At 43.2% G+C, this 19,038-nt stretch carries 18 protein-coding genes and 2 pseudogenes; 6 read left to right on the top strand and 14 right to left on the bottom strand.

The window, feature by feature from the left end:
• Window positions 1-74: 74 nt before the first annotated feature.
• The 9 genes and pseudogenes from ccpC to fadH form a co-directional block, all read right to left on the bottom strand.
• On the bottom strand, window positions 75-950 hold the full coding sequence (gene ccpC / locus BTA30_RS15430) for a transcriptional regulator CcpC (RefSeq protein ID WP_076762204.1): 876 nt from the start codon (window positions 948-950) through the stop codon (window positions 75-77).
• Between the two features lie 164 nt (window positions 951-1,114).
• The gene (gene cbpB / locus BTA30_RS15425; RefSeq protein ID WP_076762203.1) at window positions 1,115-1,558 is read right to left on the bottom strand and encodes a cyclic-di-AMP-binding protein CbpB; all 444 of its coding nucleotides are present in this window, start codon (window positions 1,556-1,558) and stop codon (window positions 1,115-1,117) included.
• A gap of 182 nt (window positions 1,559-1,740) precedes the next feature.
• Window positions 1,741-1,920: an antirepressor AbbA gene (gene abbA / locus BTA30_RS15420; protein WP_076762202.1), complete on the bottom strand. Its 180-nt coding sequence runs from the start codon at window positions 1,918-1,920 to the stop codon at window positions 1,741-1,743.
• 135 nt (window positions 1,921-2,055) lie between these two features.
• On the bottom strand, window positions 2,056-2,574 hold the full coding sequence (locus BTA30_RS15415; RefSeq protein WP_076762201.1) for a ribonuclease H-like YkuK family protein: 519 nt from the start codon (window positions 2,572-2,574) through the stop codon (window positions 2,056-2,058).
• A 52-nt stretch (window positions 2,575-2,626) separates the two neighbouring features.
• The gene (locus BTA30_RS23445) at window positions 2,627-2,776 is read right to left on the bottom strand and encodes a hypothetical protein (RefSeq protein WP_094777343.1); all 150 of its coding nucleotides are present in this window, start codon (window positions 2,774-2,776) and stop codon (window positions 2,627-2,629) included.
• Window positions 2,777-2,787: 11 nt separating this feature from the next.
• Window positions 2,788-3,030 carry a YkuJ family protein gene (locus BTA30_RS15410; protein ID WP_076762200.1) on the bottom strand — a complete coding sequence of 81 codons (243 nt, stop codon included), beginning with the start codon at window positions 3,028-3,030 and terminating at the stop codon, window positions 2,788-2,790.
• Between the two features lie 452 nt (window positions 3,031-3,482).
• Window positions 3,483-4,112, bottom strand: coding sequence for a DUF3993 domain-containing protein (locus BTA30_RS15405; RefSeq protein ID WP_076762199.1), 630 nt, complete (start codon window positions 4,110-4,112; stop codon window positions 3,483-3,485).
• A gap of 111 nt (window positions 4,113-4,223) precedes the next feature.
• Window positions 4,224-5,445: pseudogene (locus tag BTA30_RS15400) on the bottom strand (EAL domain-containing protein).
• A 68-nt stretch (window positions 5,446-5,513) separates the two neighbouring features.
• Window positions 5,514-6,278, bottom strand: a complete 765-nt coding sequence (gene fadH, locus BTA30_RS15395; protein WP_076762198.1) for a 2,4-dienoyl-CoA reductase — start codon at window positions 6,276-6,278, stop codon at window positions 5,514-5,516.
• A gap of 144 nt (window positions 6,279-6,422) precedes the next feature.
• Here fadH and BTA30_RS15390 point away from each other — a divergent pair, with 144 nt between their 5' ends.
• The 4 genes from BTA30_RS15390 (at window position 6,423) to BTA30_RS15375 (ending at window position 9,955) form a co-directional block, all read left to right on the top strand.
• Entirely contained in the window at window positions 6,423-7,280 is an 858-nt protein-coding gene (locus BTA30_RS15390; RefSeq protein ID WP_076762197.1) for a metallophosphoesterase, read from the top strand.
• 187 nt (window positions 7,281-7,467) lie between these two features.
• A complete protein-coding gene (locus tag BTA30_RS15385) occupies window positions 7,468-7,965 on the top strand; it encodes a L,D-transpeptidase family protein (RefSeq protein ID WP_083696907.1) in 498 nt (165 codons plus the stop codon).
• Between the two features lie 87 nt (window positions 7,966-8,052).
• Window positions 8,053-9,354: an MFS transporter gene (locus tag BTA30_RS15380; protein WP_076762195.1), complete on the top strand. Its 1,302-nt coding sequence runs from the start codon at window positions 8,053-8,055 to the stop codon at window positions 9,352-9,354.
• Window positions 9,355-9,493: 139 nt separating this feature from the next.
• Window positions 9,494-9,955: a YkyB family protein gene (locus BTA30_RS15375; RefSeq protein WP_076762194.1), complete on the top strand. Its 462-nt coding sequence runs from the start codon at window positions 9,494-9,496 to the stop codon at window positions 9,953-9,955.
• A 31-nt stretch (window positions 9,956-9,986) separates the two neighbouring features.
• Here BTA30_RS15375 and BTA30_RS15370 read toward each other — a convergent pair whose 3' ends face one another.
• The 3 genes from BTA30_RS15370 to BTA30_RS15360 form a co-directional block, all read right to left on the bottom strand.
• Window positions 9,987-10,904 (bottom strand): chemotaxis protein, encoded by a 918-nt coding sequence (locus tag BTA30_RS15370; RefSeq protein WP_076762193.1) that lies wholly within the window; start codon window positions 10,902-10,904, stop codon window positions 9,987-9,989.
• 73 nt (window positions 10,905-10,977) lie between these two features.
• Window positions 10,978-12,297, bottom strand: coding sequence for an MFS transporter (locus BTA30_RS15365; protein WP_076762192.1), 1,320 nt, complete (start codon window positions 12,295-12,297; stop codon window positions 10,978-10,980).
• Between the two features lie 102 nt (window positions 12,298-12,399).
• Complete coding sequence (locus tag BTA30_RS15360) at window positions 12,400-12,921, bottom strand: RDD family protein (RefSeq protein ID WP_076762191.1); 522 nt, start codon at window positions 12,919-12,921, stop codon at window positions 12,400-12,402.
• Between the two features lie 173 nt (window positions 12,922-13,094).
• On the opposite strand from BTA30_RS15360, the gene BTA30_RS23270 reads away from it, so the two are divergent.
• Entirely contained in the window at window positions 13,095-13,250 is a 156-nt protein-coding gene (locus tag BTA30_RS23270; protein WP_162274724.1) for a hypothetical protein, read from the top strand.
• Window positions 13,251-13,446: 196 nt separating this feature from the next.
• Window positions 13,447-14,627 (top strand): annotated as a pseudogene (locus BTA30_RS15350) (aminotransferase A); the annotation flags it as partial.
• A gap of 17 nt (window positions 14,628-14,644) precedes the next feature.
• Here the strand turns inward: BTA30_RS15350 and BTA30_RS15345 are convergent.
• Together BTA30_RS15345 and BTA30_RS15340 are read right to left on the bottom strand one after the other, a co-directional pair.
• Complete coding sequence (locus BTA30_RS15345) at window positions 14,645-16,456, bottom strand: PAS domain-containing protein (RefSeq protein ID WP_076762188.1); 1,812 nt, start codon at window positions 16,454-16,456, stop codon at window positions 14,645-14,647.
• A gap of 160 nt (window positions 16,457-16,616) precedes the next feature.
• Complete coding sequence (locus BTA30_RS15340; RefSeq protein WP_076762187.1) at window positions 16,617-18,725, bottom strand: peptidoglycan D,D-transpeptidase FtsI family protein; 2,109 nt, start codon at window positions 18,723-18,725, stop codon at window positions 16,617-16,619.
• Window positions 18,726-19,038: the final 313 nt, after the last annotated feature.

Genomic DNA, 19,038 nt, shown 5'->3' with positions numbered 1-19,038 from the left:
TAATGATTATCAATGTCAATAGAAGATATCAAAAAAGGCGGCCTTCCCTTTGGAAGCACTGCCTTTTTTGATGGTTATTCAATTGATGAGCATGCTTTGACAACCTCTGCAAACGCCTGGACTTGTTTGAGCTGGAATGCGGGTTCATATCCCAAAAGCCATGTATCTCTTCCGATGGCATTTCCTTTTGCATCAAGCAAAGGGATTTTATGAACATGGTTTCCGCTGCCGTGAAGCGTTATAGAGGGGAGAATCGCATAGCCGATTCCGTGAAGTGCCATTTGTTTGCAGGTTTCGATTTGATCGACGATGATCGTCTGTTTCGGCGACGTCTTGAATGTTTGATGCCACCAATGCTGGATTTCCTGGTAATAGGTGCTGTCGCTTTTAAATTGAATAAACGGCCGTTCGGTTTTTGTGATATCCTCGATGTTTTGAATCTCCGTGTCGACGAGGTACAATTCATCTCTCATTACATAATGTTTTAGCCCTTTCCACTCGGGGTTTCCTCTTATAATGCCGATGTGGACGTGGTCTTCATAAAGGCTTTTCAGCATTTCGCTGCTCCAGCCTGTGATGAGAGAAATCTTGACGTTTGGATATTGTTTGACATATGTTTTCAAAACCTTAGGAAGCCAGTGCTGGCCGATAATCGAAGCAGCCGCCAATTTAAGCGTTCCGTGAATTTCTCCTTCCAGTTCATCAATATTCTCCCGCACCTTCTCCTGTTCGATCGTCACGTCTCTTGCAAACTGGATGATTTTTTCTCCAGCGCTCGTTACGGTAAGACCTTTTTGTGACCGCAAAAAAATTTTCGTACCCCATGATTTCTCAATGGTCTGCAGGCGCTGTGACAAGGCCGGCTGTGAAACAAACAAACGTTCAGCCGCTTTTCGCATATTTAACTCTTCTGCCAGAACGACAAGCATGTAAAGCTCCTGAAGCTGCATGGGCATTCCTCATTCCAATAAGTTTTTCTTATCATACATTTTAAGCAAACTATTATTTCTTAATCAAGCAGGAAAACGGACTTTGGGGAATGTCAGTGGAAGACTCGCTTGGGTCCTTAGGGAAAATGAAACCGCTGCAAATGAAAAATAGGCCGCTGCTGCGCCTATTTATTCAACGTCCGGAGATGTTTGTTTAATTGTTTTAAAGCGACCCGCCGCGTAAAAATGCCTTCAAAAACCTGATCTTCATTTTCGACGCATACAAAAGCATGGTTGATCACCAGACCGAATCCCTTTAAGATGGGGTCATTTGTCTTCAGGCGGGGAATGTCGGTCAGCATCACTTCTTCTACATGAAGCTGGTCAAGCTTTTCAAATTCGATTCTTTCAAGCCCAAAAATTTTATCCATAATCATGTTGGTCCCGATCAATCCGTGCAAACGAAAAGACGCATCAAGTACAGGGATCGCTGTATAACCGGTTTTCGTCAGGACGAGGAGGGCATGTTCCAGATTGTTTCCGACCTGTACATGGGCTACTTTATCAGCATCGATCATAAATTGACCAACTGTGGTTTCAAGAAGTTCATCTGATTGCAAATTAATCATGATTCTTCGACTCCCTTTCAAACTTTAATCCATCAACGCATGTTTTCCCTATACGACAATAATATAAACTTTATCGGTATTTGTCGAAAACTTTCCTTTCTTTCAAAGGTCAGTTTACCATTTAAAAGCTGGCCATGAAACAAAAAAGATACTCTGATGAGTATCAATTGATATAATCTGGCCTAATTTTCAGACCGGACGCGGTCATATAAGGTAACCAGCTTTTTATATGTGTGGCTATCCACATTTTTTGTACCCGTTTCTATATCATTGATCTCACTGCTTAATAGTTCCACGGCGTATTCATGGTTCAATAGTACATTCAGCAACAGTTTTCTCTCTTCTTCTGAAAAGCGTTCCATCTTAACCAGCCCCCTAATTGATTTAGCTAGAGTCAGAAGATATCTTCTCTCTAGTCTCTATAGGGCTAGAATATGAAATAAAAAATTAAACGTCAACCGCACAATTCGACATCTGTGCGATTTTCTTTCAAACAATTATTTTGTATAACGGTTCGCGTAGCTGGAAGCGGTATAGGAGTCTGGTTTAATTTTGGCACTGATCCCCATCGAGGTAATCCGTCCCGTCATTTCCTGGATTAAATCCTTTGTAATCCCTTTTTTTCCGATATCCAAATGAACCTCAAGGGTTAAATCTGCTCCCTCGTCTGTAAACGGAAGAAGCAGATCTGTGATTTCGGTAAAATAGTCATTCAGAAGGTATGCTGCAATTTCTTGGCTGTAAGCTGTTTCCAGCGATATTTTCTCCCTGAGGCTATGTATCGGTCTTTTCACGATCGTGTTTTTTAAACAGCCCCATGCACCTTTGCCTTTGCGATGCAAATGAATAGCAGTGATAAACTTTGTACAATTCTGATGGATTTGAGAGTCCGTTCCGACGGAAAGCAGATAGCTTGCGCGCGGATCTTGGAGAATGAACGCCTTCAGCCTCCCGATCACTTCAGAAAATGTCATTTGATCTTCAGAAAGATTGTAAAAAAGAAAAGAATCAGCCATTGAAATGCCCCTTTTCATTTATGATCTGCACCGAAGATGAACGATTCTTCTGCTACCCTTTTTTTGTCGGTATATTTTTCAAGCTGAATCCGCAGCTGTCACATAAATAAATGACATTTTGATTGGACTGGGCTGTCAGGACTTGATCAATAGCCTGCATGTGCCGGCAATGCGGACAAATAACGCTTGGAAAAGCTTTCATTGCATATCCTCCTATTGCTGAAGCAGTTCAAAGATTTCGATTGAAATCATATCGATGTTGTCAAACGGAAATGTCGTAGGCTTATCTCCTTTTTGATAAACTGTCAGCTCAAATGTTTGGTTTTTTTCAAAGTATTTTACACTGCATACTTTTTCACCGTTCACTTCGAAATAACGCTGCGTCGGTTCGCCGGCAGCCTCCGCAGTCTCTTGAAGGCTCTGCAGTCTCGTGATGATACCCATTAATTGTGACATTCTAGAAAAGACTCCTTTCAAAAAAACAACTTCAGGATCAACAAGTATTAATTATAATACAAGTTCTACACGCATCATACCACAAAGTATCAGCCGATGACATTTTTCCTCTTCATATCAGAAAAAAGTAAAACCGCTTTTTATAGTTTGAGTTTTCTTTGGAATGTCATACATGAAAAATGTTTTTTGCAGAGAGGAGAACAGCGTTTTTTTGGCTGCAGCCGGTCATAAGTTAGATTTATGGAATATGCTGATTGTCTTATTCCGGTTACACAAAAAAACTTGGCCATGGCCAAGGCTTTTCTGCAAATAAAAAACTTGGCGGGGGCAGCGCCAAGTTTTTTAAATCTTGATCTGATAGAGGGGTTGGGGAACAGAGAGGTTCATCTCTCTATAGTTAAATGATAATGATTATCACTATCATTGTCAACTGTTTTCTTCAAATTCTTTTTTTATTGCAAAAAACCAGCCAATGACCAGTTAAAATCAATCACAAAAAGCGGAAATGCGGGTTCTTTTTCTGACCGCCCGCTTTCAAAAAATTCTGGGTTTTGTTTTTCTTCCGAAGCTTTTTCCGGCAAAATCTCGTTTCCGGACGGCCTTGTGTCAGTTTGACCGATATTCGCGACTTTGAAGCTTCCTTCTTTGTTCTTTATGGTGACTGTCAAATAATCATTATCATAGGAGACCGGCCCTCCGTTTTGATGTCCGATAAACTCATATACCGTATAATGTCCATCAGCCTCTGCGACTTTTGTTTTCTCATCATAGCTGAAGAACGGAATCGCCAGCTCCGGTGCGTCAGTTCCGTAAAAAATCCAGCCTTTCTCATCCTTAAAGGCATTCGCGTCTACATACCGGGCTGCAAAATCATGCTCCATATAAGGCTCTAAAAGGGAAATCATGTCTTTTTTCGTTCTTTCTTTTTCCGTCAGCCTCTCATGAACAGCTGATATCGATTCAAGGGTCTCAAACAGCGATTCCCTTGTCGGCTTTTCACTTGCCTGTGCTGCATCTGAATGATGAAAAAAGGCCATAGCGGCTAAAAGCATGCTGATAAGGGAGAACCAAACGTTCTTCATATGAGTCACCTCTTTTTTAGCATATATATTTCCTCATTACCGTTATATACGCAAAATAAACCTTCAAAGATTCATTTTTTCCAAAAGAAAAAGCGGCTTTGTCGCCGCTTTTCAAATTAAACCATCCTGTTCATATAAATAAGAGTAGGACAGGTCAATGAACAGATACAGCTCTTCATCCATCGGATAAGAAAACGTTCTGATCATTTCTCCTGTTTCAATGTCGCTGTACAAATCGCTGAAAAATCCTTTTCTCATCGTTCGCATTCTCATAATGTTCTCTAAGAAATACGGACGCCAGCTCCAGTTTTTGCCGATGTACTCAGGCTGAAAAACCCATGCTCCGCCATTCTTGAATACGTTTTTGGTCAGCTGTACACCGTCTCCATTGCACATGTAAATTCTGAAGCTGCAGTCGGTCAGTTCTTTACCAAGGGTTAAGAGAAAATCATCATCTGTTTGACTCGTTTTTTTAATTGAAGTGACAAGCTGATGAACCCTTTTATAAAACTTTTCCGAGTGATCATAGAGGATCTCAAGCTTCTTTTTCTCATGGGCGATAAATTGATGAAACTCCGCCTTTAACCGATCCTTCAGTAAATCCCGTTCGACAAACTGTGCCCCCGGCAATTGCAGATACTGCCCCTGAAAAAAGCGGCCTCCGTTTCTCCAGGCATACTGAAGCTGAAAGTTCGCCTCGATATCTTCATAGAGTAAAGCGGCGCCGATTTTTCTGGCAAGTAATGAGATGCTGTAAAGCACATATTCATAGGAAGGCGAAGGGGAAGACATCTTGAGCGGCTGAAGGTCGATCTTTAGCAGATCAGGGGAAAGAAGCGCGATTCTGTCGAGATTGCTGCTTCCTTTTCCGATATTATCAACAGCCACTTTAATGCCGTATGTACGGTAGTACGTCAGCAAATGATGCAGCTGCTCAATATCCCCTTCAAAATGCTGCTCGGTAATTTCAATGACGAAACGGTCCAGTTCGAGCCCCTTTTCGCGATACTCCATCAAAAGGTCGAGGAACGATTCTCCGTGATCCATCATCAGCACATTTTGCATCTTGATTAATAAAGATCAAAAGGTCGCGTTCACTGTCTAAAAAATGATCAAGCGCCTGACGGATCACTCTGAGATCGACCTCTGTCTTATATTCTTCAGGAATGGAAGGATCAGAGAAAAAAGGCCCAAGACTCTGAACTTCGGATTCTACCTCAATGCGCCCCAGCACTTCATAGCCGATTATCTTCTGCTCTTCAGCACTGAAAATGGGCTGATAGTGTGGAGTGACATCTTCAATGTTTGTTAAAATATCGAGTGGATCCAACATGGCATATCACCTGCTTCTCATCTTTGTATGATTATACCATACCGGCTCGCACCTTAAAATTTGAAATCTTAAAACGGCCGGGTGTTAAGCCATTGTCCGCCGTCCATCGTCACACACTCCCCGTTGATATACCCGGCTTGTTCAGACAGCAAAAAAGAGGCAAGCCCAGCGATTTCTTCAGGCGTACCGAGCCTTTCCAAAGGAACGCTTTTAATCGTCGAAAGAACCGCCTCTTCCGATTCGAACAGCTTTTCCGCTCCGCCCGTCCTTTCAATCGGTCCCGGTGCAATCGCATTGACCCTGATGCCGTGTGTCCTCCCCCACTCGACGGCCAGCGTTCTCGTCAAAGAAAGCACGCCGGCTTTTGCGGCCGCGGAATGAACGACGCCGGCACCGGCGCCCCATGCATAGGTCGCCGCCATATTTAAAATCTGGCCATTTTTCTGATGTTTGATCCAATATCGACCGGCCGCCTGGCTGCAAAAAAATGTTCCATTTAAAACGATGTCGATGACAGCCTTCCACCCGTTGACTGACAGCTTTTCTGCCGGACAGATAAAATTGCCCGCCGCATTGTTCACCAAAGCGTCTATCGTGCCGAACCGGGCGGACGTTTCATTTATCATCTGTTCTACACCTTCAGCCGATCGGACATCCATTTGGCATATCGCGACTTGTCCTGCAAATGTTTCGATTTCTTCTTTTGCAGCTTCAAGCGTTTCTTGTGTTCTCCCCGCAATCATCACATTCCAGCCCTCTTCAGCCTGCTTTTTGGCAATCGCTTTTCCCATTCCGTTCGATCCGCCGGTAACGATTACAACTTTTCTATCCATATTCATCCCCCTTGTCATGAATGAGTATTCATTCAATCTATAGTTTATCATATCGGTTAAAAAAAATTAACAAAACTCGCGGATTGTCCTGATTGGCTCTCTCAGATGATATAATGTAGTGATTCTATTAAAGGTTGGTTGATTATGAAAAATCTGTCCAGAAGACATTTTCTAAAAGGGCTTCTAGGCCTGACCGCAGCAGGCATTTTAACGACAGCGGGGGGCTTTGGCTATGCCCGTTATCTTGAACCGCACATGCTTGAGACAAATGTTATTCCCATCAAACACCCGCTGATTCCTAAAGGGTTTGACAAATTTCGGATCGTCCAGTTCAGCGACACCCATTTAAGCGAATACTTTACAGCAGACGAGCTAATGGATATCGTCCATCAAGTGAATCGCCTCAACCCGGATCTCATCGTATTCAGCGGCGATTTAATTGATAAACCGCATCACTTTCAAGACCATGAGCGGGCTGTACAAGCATTGAAAAAGCTCAGCGCCCCTTACGGAAAGATCGCGATTTACGGCAATCATGATCACGGCGGCTACGGGACAAAAGTCTATCAGACACTAATGGCCTCCGCCGGTTTTCGCGTCATGCGAAATGACTTTATGACACTTGAATTGATCGACGGCAGCATGATCGAGCTGGCTTCACTCGATGATTTAATGCTCGGCAAACCAAACTATGAAGCCATTCTCTCCAAACTGAGCGAAAAGGCATTTTCGATTTTGCTTGTCCATGAACCCGATGCTGCATTAACAGCAAAGGATTACCCCGTCAATCTGCAAATATCGGGACATACCCATGGAGGACAGGTCCAGCTCCCTGTATTCGGTCCCCTGATCACCCCTCCATACGGAGAAATTTATACGGAAGGGATGTATGAGCGTGACGGAATGAAAATCTACGTCAATCGCGGTATCGGAACAACGAGGCTGCCCCTCCGTTTTCTGTCAAAGCCCGAAATTACCGTATTTCAATTGGAATCACAGTAAATTATAACTGGTCCTTCGGCTCAAAAAGAGATGTATCTGCATACATTAAGAAAAATAGAAAAAATTCCCGCTCCTTTTAACCTCATCTTAATAAAAAAAACGAAACTTCCACAGCCTCTTTCCGTCTATATATAAGCAGCGGAAAAGGCTCCTTTTTCGTTTTGCTGAAAAGGAGATGTTATTAACATTGCTAAAGTATCAAGTAAAGCCGGGAGAAACACTGGAAAGCATCGCCCTCGATTTTCGAACATCGCGCGATGCACTTGTTCGGGCAAATCCAGGTTTGAACGGCGGCCGGGTCAATGCCGGCCAGACCATTATCATCCCCGAGATCAGAGATCCGGATACCATCCCTTATCGGATTGTCGTTTCTCTCAGCGCCAGAACCCTGCAATTGTTTGATCAGAACAGATTGATGAAAACATATCCGATTGCCGTCGGAAAAATCCTTACACAAACGCCAAGAGGTGAATTTGTCATTGTCAACCGGCAGCCAAATCCGGGCGGACCTTTCGGCGCCTATTGGTTAAGCCTGTCAAAACAACATTACGGCATCCATGGGACGAATAACCCTGCGTCAATTGGCAAAGCTGTTTCAAGAGGATGTATCCGCATGCACAATCAGGATGTTGTGGAACTTGCTTCTATCGTGCCTAACGGAACCCGAGTGTCCATTACACCATAAGTCATGACATTCCAGGAAAAACAAATTTGAACATTATAAAGTCTTATATTAAGATATAGTGGGACCTTTAGGGTAAGGAGCGTATATATGGATATTTTTAAAAATCGTAATTTCGTCCGACTTTTTTTCGCAGCTTTCGCTTCTCAAATGGGAACGACAGTTGGAAATATGGCTTTCGCTTTTTTCTTGCTCGACCGATTCAGCAGCCAGCCGGCATATACGACAATCGCCGAGCTGATGTACTCTTTGCCGACGATTTTCGTTTTCTTTATTGTCGGGGTGGTCGCTGACCGTTTTGACCGCAAGAAGGTAGCGGAAAACTGTGACTGGATCAGAGCGGGTTTGACTGTCGTTCTCTTTTTTGTTTTATATCTGCAAATCATACCGCTTGTGTTTTTCATTCTGTTTATCAGAAGCGCGGTGACAAAATTTTTCTATCCGGCTGAAGCCAGTTTGGTTCAGGCGATTTTGAGAAAAGATCAATATGCCAAAGCGGCCGGGCTTAATCAAATGCTTTTCAGCTTATTCATGCTGTTCGGCGTAGGGCTGGGAGCCTTTATGTATAAGACGATCGGCCTGCATGGAGCGATCGCTCTCGATTTGATCAGCTTTATTGTTTCCGGCTTTTTGATCCGCTCATGCGATATTCCGCTTGAAGCGCGGCAGCCAAATGGGAAAAAAGGCTGGACAAACATCACCATCAAAGATTCAATGCACGATTTTAAGGAAGGCATCGTTTATATATTAAAAAATAAACTGCTGACCTCTCTCGTGTTCGGATATTTTGTTTTCGGGCTTGTAAGCGGAGGGCTTTCGGTCCTGCCGATGTTTAAAATGAAGTATGAGCTGTCCCCCGACAGTTATGAGTGGCATACATCGCTTTTTACAATCGTTCTTGGTATCGGACTTTTGACCGGGATCGCCGTCGCCGCTCTGCTTGAAAAAAAGGTGAAACCGGAATATATGATGTCGGTGCCGATTTTTATCGCTGGAATATTTATTATTCTGCTTGGGTTTACAGATCATTTGCCTGTATATTATTTGGCTGCGTTTTTGGCCGGGATATGCATCGGCCCGGTCAATACAGCCCTTGGAGGATGGATACCTAAAATCGTTCATCCGAAGCTGATGGGAAGGGTCAGCGGCTGGACGGATCCGCTCACAATGCTGGCGCAATCCTCGGCTCTTGGTCTGATCGCTGTCTTATTTCCAAGCATCATTACCGATGTAGATTATATATATTACGGATTGGCGGGAGTTATTCTGCTGGCTGCGTTATATTATTTTATCGCCTTGCCTAAATTAAGCGCCGAGAGCACGGAAATCGACATCCAATCTTCATTGAAGAGACAAAAAAATACAAAAACAAAAATAAACTCAGTTTTATAAGGCGAAAACGCGCGATTCATTAAAAATTCGCGCGTTTTTTCTATGATATATTTGCATTTTCTTTTGTATTTCGTATAATTTAGACATAAGCCTTACATCTTTAGGAGGTGATGAGGAACGAATGGATAGGAGAGAAAAAATGGACGACCATAATCATACTAAAGAATTAAAGCCAACGATTGAGAACCTTTCAAAAGCGATTTACACAGTCAATCGCCATGCCAAAACCGCAACTAATCCCAAATACCTGTATGTCCTGAAAAAGAAAGCTTTACAAAAGCTGGTCAACGAAGGAAAAGGTAAAAAGGTAGGACTTCACTTTTCAAAAAACCCAAGATTCAGCCAGCAGCAGTCAGATGTGCTGATTTCTCTCGGAGACTACTTTTTTCACATGCCTCCAACTAAAGAAGACTTCGTAAATCTTCCGCACTTAGGTACACTAAATCATTCGTATCGGAACCCTAAAGCTCATATGTCTTTGAACGTAGCCAAACAGCTTCTTCAAAACTACACGGGAATGAAAGAAAAACCGCTCGTCACCAACAGAAAGCGGCCTTCGACAAAACCCGTATTCAAGAAGCTCGGTGAAAGCTATTTTTAAACAATCAAAAAAGCCTCGGAAAGAGGCTTTTTTATTGTTTGAAAATATATTTGTCCAGCTTCTCGATCAGCTCGTTAAGCTCAGGTTTGCTGATCTGTTCATCTGCGCCGACTCTTTCCCCTTTATGGCGAAGGTCGTCCGTAATCAGGGAAGAGAAAATCAATATCGGCATCTCTGAACTTAACGGATTGTCTTTTAGCAGCTTTGTTAATCGATGTCCGTCCATTTGCGGCATTTCAATATCGGTGATCATCAAATCGACCTTTTCATGGAGAGGGGTACCGTCTTCCATCAATTGGAGGGCATGGTCATAAGCCTCTTTGCCGTTTTCATACGACACGATGTTATTGTATCCCGCTTCATTCAGCTTTTCCACCAAAAGGCGAAGCAGCAAAGGAGAATCCTCGACAATGAGCAGCTTTTTGTCAGTGCGTCTCTGATCATACTTCTCATCTTTCATCTGATAAGGGTTAATGCCTGATTCTGATTCAAGATCATAAATAATTTTTTCGTAATCAGGAAGGAAAATCATCTCTCCATCAAGCTTAATGATGCCGGTCAGATGCCTTTCCATTCCTTGATTCAAAGCTGACGGTTTTTCAATTTCCTCCCATGACACCCGGTGAATTTGCGAGACCGCGCCTGTATGAAACACGATTTTCCGCCTGTTGAATTCGGTGACAATGTATTTTTCCTGATTCACTTCTTCTCCATGCTCCACATTAAAGAAAGAGAATAGATCAATGACGGGAAGAATTTCTCCGCGCAGCGTAATCATCCCTTCCATATGTTGATGGGAATGAGGCACTTTCGTGATGTCAACGGGCTGAATAATTTCTCTGACTTTCATTACATTTATGCCGAAAATGTTGTGACCAACTTCGAACTTCACAATTTCTAATTCATTGGTTCCGGAACTTAATAAAATTTCCTGTTGGTTTAAAGACACTGATATCCCTCTCTATCCTACTTTGTGTTGTACCTTTTATATCGGCGTCTTTCTTTAAAAGTTGATGCTCTTCTCAAGCTTTTGCTTTTACATTTTGATGAATGATAAGCCCGATGGCAGCGAGTAGAATCAGAGAACCGAAAGCCATTCTGCTTGCGGTGTTTCCAAGGTCTTTAAACATCAGGGTAATCGAACCGTAAAGAAGCGGGCCGAATATGGAAGAGATTTTTCCGGATAAAGCAAACAAGCCGAAAAACTCGCCTCTTTTATGCTCCGGGGTCAGTTCAATAATCAATGTCCTTGATGCAACCCATGTTCCTCCCAGCGCGATTCCAAAAAGACTGCCCGCGAACCAAAACAGTGCTGCTGAAGAAGTGAATACGGCGATGGTCAAAGCAATGATTAAAATGGCGGCAACGAGGCTGACCGCTTTTTTGGCCCCTATCCGCTTCGTCACATATCCAAGCAGAAATGAGCCGATGATGCTTGAAGCGGTTGAGACAAGATAAAGCAGAATAAACTGGCCTGTCGTAAAGCCGATAATCGTTTTCGAATAGACCGCCATCATCGCCACCGCTGTAGCAAGCGCATCATTGAGAAAAAAGTAGGCGATCATAAATAAAAAAACGGGGCGGTATAAACGAATGTCTTTAAACGTCCGCATGATCTCTCTGTACCCGCTGAAAAACGATTTTTTCTCTTTTGCTTCAGGCTTTCTCCGCTCTTTCGTGAAAATGAGATAAGGAAGAGAAAAAAGCAGAAATAAAAGAGCAGAAGGAATAAATGCTTGATGAAAATCATGATTGCCGACCATGAGGTAAACGGTTAAACCGACCAATGTGCCGATATACCCCACCGCTATTCCAAATCCGGAGAGGAGAGGGATCTCTTCTTTCGTTCCTAAGTCAGCCAAAATCGTATCATAGAACACCAAGCTGGAATGGTAAAAAAACTTCGCGGTCACAAACATGACAACAACGAGAATCAAAGATAAAGGAAGGCCGTATACCGTCTGCTGAAAAGGCAGACCCGCAAAAACTCCCATTAAGATGGTGCAGGCTACGCTAATCAGCGTAAACACACCGATATATCTTTTTTTTCTGCCTGTGCGGTCAATCAACACCCCGAACAAGGGCGTAAAAATGACGAGCAAAAAGCTTGCCGCGGCATTTGAATATGATATAAATGTACTCGCCACTTGATTCATACTGGCGTTCTCCCCCACGATCTCCTGCAAATAAAAAGGGAAAAAGATCGTCACAATGTTTGACGAAAAAATCGTATTTGCAAAATCGTATAATGCCCAAGAGAGAATCGGCAGCGTCAAAAACAGCTTGATCCCTGTTCTCCGCGCCCGTTCTGCAGCCCGTTCATGTTCCGGCTGAATATCCATGGAAGCATGCCTCCTCAATTTTTTAATCTTGCCGTCTTGCAGAATGTTTTGCACAACACAGCACGCACGCATTCAAGCTGAAAGCGTGCTGTCTTTTGTCCGTTATTTTTTTATGACGATTGTTCCGGCCAACAGATCATGAAGCGCCTGCCGTTTTTCTGTGAAAAACGCTAAAATGTAGCCGATCAATAAAATCGGGGATAAAAAGCTTCTGGCTAGAAAGCGTCCGGCAGCACGGCCGAAAGAGAGTCTTTCGCCCTCTGCTTCCACCACCTGAATGCCCATGATTTTCTTGCCGAGTGTTGCCTGCCATTTCGATGACTCCATCAGCGTGAAATAAAGTAAATATACGATAAATGAGATGCTTGCCAAAATCCCCATGACTTTCAGAAACCCAACCAAAACAAAAAAGAATTCCTGATTTGTGACATAATCGGGGTTTTTCTCAAGGATGCGCACGACTTCGAGATCTCCCATAATCATCAGCGTTGCACAAACAGCCCAGATGATATACAGCGGAATCCCTAGAATGATTCCATCGAGAAGGGAAGCCAAAAAACGCGAGCCGATGCCGGCATATTCGCTCCCAGCAGAAGGAGCGGTTTCATGTTTACTTAATTCCAATGCACTTCCTCCTAACACCTGACTTCTATATACTACTAAGACAGGCCGAATTTTATCAATATGTAATACGTTTTTTTAAACTTAAATTAATGTACGCGCCACACAGGTATTCATTGACTTTCAGGTTTATCGTGTTACAATGGTCAAGGATTTTAACGAGAAAGGTGTTAATGATGGGAACGATTGTGTTAATGAAGAGTCGTGAATTAACCGTTTTAGAAGACGTAAGCAAAGATGTTTATGAAGAGATGGCAAAGAATGTTGCAGACGGTGAAGATAAGGTTTATATATCATGGAAAGAAAACCTTGATTCAGATTATGGATATTGAGCTGACCAACCGATAAGGCAATCTCTAGATTGTCTTATTTTTCTATAATCCGTCATCAGCGGCCTGTCTGCATATCACACAAGGTTCCCGCATATACTTGTTATAGTTTTCATAAATTTGATTGTTTAAAAGATGACAACTGATCTGATGATGGTAAAATAAGATAAACCATAACATTTTTTAAGGTGATGAAAAAATGGAACATTTGCTTAATTCAAATGTAAAAGAAATTGAAATCTCAGGAATCCGTAAATTCTCAAATCTTGTATCCCAGTATGACAATGTAATCTCTTTAACAATCGGCCAGCCTGATTTTTTCACGCCCCATCATGTCAAACAGGCTGCCAAAAAAGCGATAGATGAAAATCGTACATCTTACACTCATAACGCCGGATATCCGGAGCTGAGGCAGGCTGTTCAGCTTTATATGAAAAAAAAGGCCGATTTAAATTATGAAGCAGAGAGCGAAATCATTGTCACAACAGGGGCCAGCCAGGCTATCGACGCCGCTTTCCGCACAATTTTATCACCCGGCGATGAAGTCATTCTTCCGGGACCGGTATACCCCGGATATGAACCGATTATCAAAATGTGCGGCGCGTCTCCTTTGATCATTGATACGACTTCTCACGGCTTTAAACTGACAGCCAAGTTGATCGAGGAAGCGCTGACGCCCAAGACAAAATGCGTTGTTCTCCCCTATCCGTCAAACCCGACGGGAATGACGCTTTCCGAGGATGAACTGAAGGAAATCGCTTCACTTTTAAAAGGCCGAAATGTATTTGTTCTGTCAGACGAGATCTACAGCGAACTGACCTTTGACAGATCGCACCATTCGATCGCATCGGTTTTAAGAGATCAGACGATTGTTATCGGAGGACTGTCCAAGTCACACAGTATGACCGGCTGGAGAATCGGATTTTTGTTTGCTCCTAAAGAAATTGCCAAACATATCTTAAAGGTCCATCAGTACAATGTATCATGCGCTTCTTCCATTTCTCAACAAGCGGCTTTGGAAGCCGTCACCAATGGATTTGACGATGCACTGATCATGAGGGAGCAATATAAGAAGCGGCTTGACTACGTGTACGACAGGCTTGTGACAATGGGGCTCGACGTCATCAAACCGTCAGGCGCATTCTACATTTTCCCTTCCATTAAATCGTTTGGAATGTCTTCCTTTGATTTCTGCATATCGCTTCTTGAAGAAGAGGGGCTTGCAATCGTGCCAGGCAGCTCGTTTTCTGAATATGGGGAAGGCTATGTGAGGATCTCTTATGCATATTCTCCTGATACACTAAGGGAAGGACTGGACCGGCTGGAGTCTTTTGTATTTAATAAGAGGCAGTCGATACAGACTACATAAACAACGGCTTTTACGCCGTTGTTTTTATTTATTTTGGAAAGGAAATGACAAAGGTTGTGCCTTTTTCCATTTTACTGTCTACTTCGATTGTTCCATTGTGATTTTCGATAATGTTGAAGGTGACCATTAAACCGAGGCCGGTTCCCTTTTCTTTCGTCGTCAGAAAAGGCTCGCCGATTCGCTTGAGGACATGATCCGGTATCCCTTCTCCTTCATCTTGAACCTCGACTGTGACAGACTCATCCGTCTCCTTGACGCTTACATGAACCGTGCCGCCGTCAGGCATTGATTCGACAGCATTTTTAATCAAGTTGATAAACACTTGCTTTAATTGGTTTTGGTCTCCTTTGATATGAATTTTTTCGTCTGACAGGCTGGTATTGATCATGATGCCGTTCAAATTGGCCTGCGTTTCTAAAAGAGCCGTCACTTCACGAATCAGCTTGATCAGATCAAGCTTTTCTTTCAGCGCATTTTGCTGCGGCTTGGCCAGCATGAGAAGCTCGCTCAAAATCAATTCGATTCTGCTTAATTCGGAAAAGATAATATCAAAATAATGTTCATTTTCTTCCATCGTCGGCTTCATCAGCTGTAAAAACCCTTTAATGGCAGTGAGCGGATTGCGGATTTCATGGGCGATTCCGGCTGCAAGTTGCCCTGCAATCGACAATTTTTCAGAGCGCACCATCAGCTCTTCAGTCTGCTTTCGTTCAGAAATATCTCTTAAAATGACCTGAACGGCCGTTTCCCCGAAAAACGTCGTCGGAATGCAAACCATTTCCGTATAGATAAGCCGCTTTTCAAACGTATGCCATGTCTGCTTGATGATCTCAGATTCAGACTTCCGGTCGGTAATCCGTTTCAGCCTTGCTTTTACATCTTCATGATCACAATGATGAAGATGTTCGTATATATCCTTGCCGATGAGATCTTCGTATGACTTCGCCTCAAACAGTCGAATCCCTGATTCATTCATAAAGACCCATCTTCCTTTATGAATCACGGCAATGGTGTCAATTGAGTTTTGAATCAGCAGCTGGTAGCGTTCTCTGCTTTTTTGCAAAATGGTCTGGAATTTCTTCCTTGACGAAATATCGATGAGCAGCAGAAGCTCGGCTTTCTTGTTTTGATAGACGGTCGGCGCTGATTTGACTTCAAGATGAATCTTTGTTCCGTCTAGTTTTTTCCAGGTCTGCTCAATCATCCCGACCTCAAGCCCCTGCTGCATCCTCTTAATTCGATTCTTGACGATATCATGGTACTCTTTCTCAATAAAATCATAGGAATACTTTCCGATAATTTGCTGTTTATGTTCTGCTCCGAGCAGGGTGACCATGGCGTCATTGACATAGACGATTTCCCCTTGAACGCTGATACACAGAGGATTGGGCAAGCCTTCAACCATCGCTTCAAATTCCTCCTTTGCCGGAGGTCTGGCTGCTTCTTTCAGATCGGCTTCCTCTTCTTTCGAGCTGTTCTTCCTAGAGGGACGGTCTTCAAACACTCTCATTTTGAGTACGATTTCCCGTTCTTTTTCTCCGACATGGGTAGTCACGAAATCAATCGATGCTTCGATCCAGATCATTGTATAATCCTTTTTCACAAATCTGAAGGTGCATGGCAGCAAATGATGTTCATTGTAAAAATAGCTTTCTACCAGAAAAAGATCGTCCTCGTGTAAATAGTCCTTCAAATACGTACCGATCAGCTCATTCTGCTGATAGCTTAAAAGTTTTTTGCAGTTTGCAGATATGTATATAAAACGGCCGTTTGCTGAAAGGACTGCCTGTAAATTCTTATGAGGCTTATATTGCTCAAAACGTTTTGTTTTCTGTTCCATCATATCCCTCCTTTATACCCTATTCATGACCAGCATTCTTTAAAACTATTTTGCTTAAAAGGATTCGCTAAAATGCGAGGAATCTCCTTCAAAACTTCTAGCATTCGTCAAATTTTGATAACAAAAAAAGAACGCGGAAAAAATCCGTGTTCTTTTTTGTCTAATCCTTGCTGTATTTTTTCTGCAGATCGACATAAGCGTCGACGATTTTGGCGGCGATTCTTTTATTCATCTTCGTTTTGTCGTTAATAGACGGGACGACAACACTGAAAGCAACCTGCGGATTTTCCGATGGGTAATAGCCGGCAAAGGTGATATTGTATGTCTCAGTCCCCCACCAGTTTCTGTTTGTGCCGTAATAGTGGGTTTCAGCCGTTCCGGTTTTGCCAGATACGTCAAGAGACCCAAATGCTCCGGCTGCTGTTCCTGTCTGAGTAACCCTCTTTAATCCCTGCTTGACGATTTGGATGTCGCTTTGAGAGTTGTTGATTTGATTGAGAACATTGGCAGAGCGGTCTTCGATGACCGGACCGAGCTTTTCGCTCTCAGGCTGGTGGATGCTTTTCACAATCCTCGGCTGAACCCTGTATCCGCCATTGGCAATCGCAGAAATATATTGAGCAAGCTGCAGAGGCGTGTACGTATCGTATTGTCCGATGGCTTCATCTAGAATAAGCCCCCCCACAACATCCGGGGTCGTCTGCATCCCGGCTGATTCCTGCGGCAGGTCGATGCCTGTTTTGACGCCAAGGCCGAACTGGCTGTAGTAATATCTCATTTTCTCTAAGTCCTCTAGGTCCGCCGGGAGGGAGCCATAAGGTTTATATGTGACCCCTGCAATATTCATCGCGACATGGAACATATAAACGTTCGAACTCTTTTCAAGCGCCCGGACTTCATCAGTCCAGCCGATGCTGTTTCCGGTGTAGGAGCCTTTTTTGACTTTTCCTGCAAAATGTAAAGGTGTATCCAGGTAATGCTGTCCGTGCGGCATGCCATTCTGATAGCCGGCCAGCACTGTCGCGCCTTTCACAGCCGAGCCCATTTCATACTGGGTCGTAAATGCACCGATCGCATAATCGGTCATTTTGCCGTCGACGATCCGCTTTCCGGACATTGACAGAATATCGCCGTTGTTCGGGTCCATCATCACGACGAATGCTCTGTCAAGCATGTAATTTGAACCGCGGAATGTATTGAGCTCTTCTTCGATGATTTTATCGACTTTTTTTTGAAGCTCCATATCGAATGCCAGCTGCAGATCGTAGCCGCGCCTTCCTTCATCAACCGTTTCCTGGCTGATGACCTCGCCTGAACGATTTTCCGTATATTGAACTTTTGCTTTTTTAGGATTTAAATATTCTTCATACTGATACTCAAGATAGCTTCTTCCGACTCTGTCATTTCGGGCATAGCCCCTCGTCAGATAAAAATCCTGCCTTTCTTTGATCAGTCCCTGTTCGGGTGTCGTGACGCCTCCGAAAATGGAGTACAGCGTCTTTTCATAAGGGTATTTGCGGGTCCAGTCCATAATGACATCGACCCCAGGCAGTTCTTCCAAATGCTCGGAAACGCGGGATACTTCTTCATAGGTCAAATCATTGGCAGGCAGCTGTTTTGAAGCTTTTTCATCCAGCAGTTTTGCATCGTCTTTTGAAGTGGTTTTCGGATCCATCGCTTTGACGATTTGCGGTTCATATGCATAGCCGCCTGAAAACCTTCTGAAAATGGCCGCGATTTCAAGCTCTTCCTTATCCTTTTCCAGCGCTCTGATCTCTTCCTGAGGAACACGTTCAACCTGAAGCTTATACGTTTTGTCAGACTTCAAAGTTTTCTCTCCGTCTTTCAGCAGCGCAGCCGCCTTTTTCGGATGTTTAGCAAGCCAGTAGTCTTTCAAATCTCTCTCTTTCAAAAACGATGTGTCAATATCGATCAATTCTGCGAGTTTTTGAGCTGTGCTTATTTTTTCTTTGGTTTTTGTGCTTGTCATGACGGTATATGTGATTGCGGGAACGCTTTGGTTGTCGACAACAACACGCCCGTTTCTATCATACATTTTGCCCCGCGGAGCCGGATAGGACGCAATTTTGGCTTCAGTCTTTGAAGCCTCCTGCTCATATACCTCTCCATCGACGATTTGCACGAGGCCCAGCTTTACAATCAGCGTCGCGAACAAAGCGAACACCGCAAAGAAATACAGGTTGATCCGCCACATCCGTGATCGTCTGCTTTTCTTCATTTCAGCCGGATCATGTCCAGATTCAGTCACTGAAACTCTCTCTCCTCTCACAATATTCAATTTTTACATTAATTAACTGATGTTTATTGTAACACTTTTGTAATGGTTGTTACAATCTAAAGTTTCATAAAAAGCTGTCAATCTCTTTTTATATTAAAATTTATCTAACATATTTAACATTTGGTACGTTTATGACAAGACGTGTAAAAAAGAGATTTGGTTACACCTTGCCGGAATGGGATTTTCATTTTTTTATGTCAAAATTAACAATTATCGCTTGTCAAAGGGAATTAATGGATCTATTGTTTCAAAAAAACCGTGTTATGATGCTACTGTACGAAAC

This window comes from Bacillus swezeyi, assembly GCF_001969815.1.
In the GTDB taxonomy this organism is placed as follows: Bacteria; Bacillota; Bacilli; order Bacillales; family Bacillaceae; genus Bacillus; species Bacillus swezeyi.
This window is presented reverse-complemented; position numbering and strand designations above follow the sequence as displayed.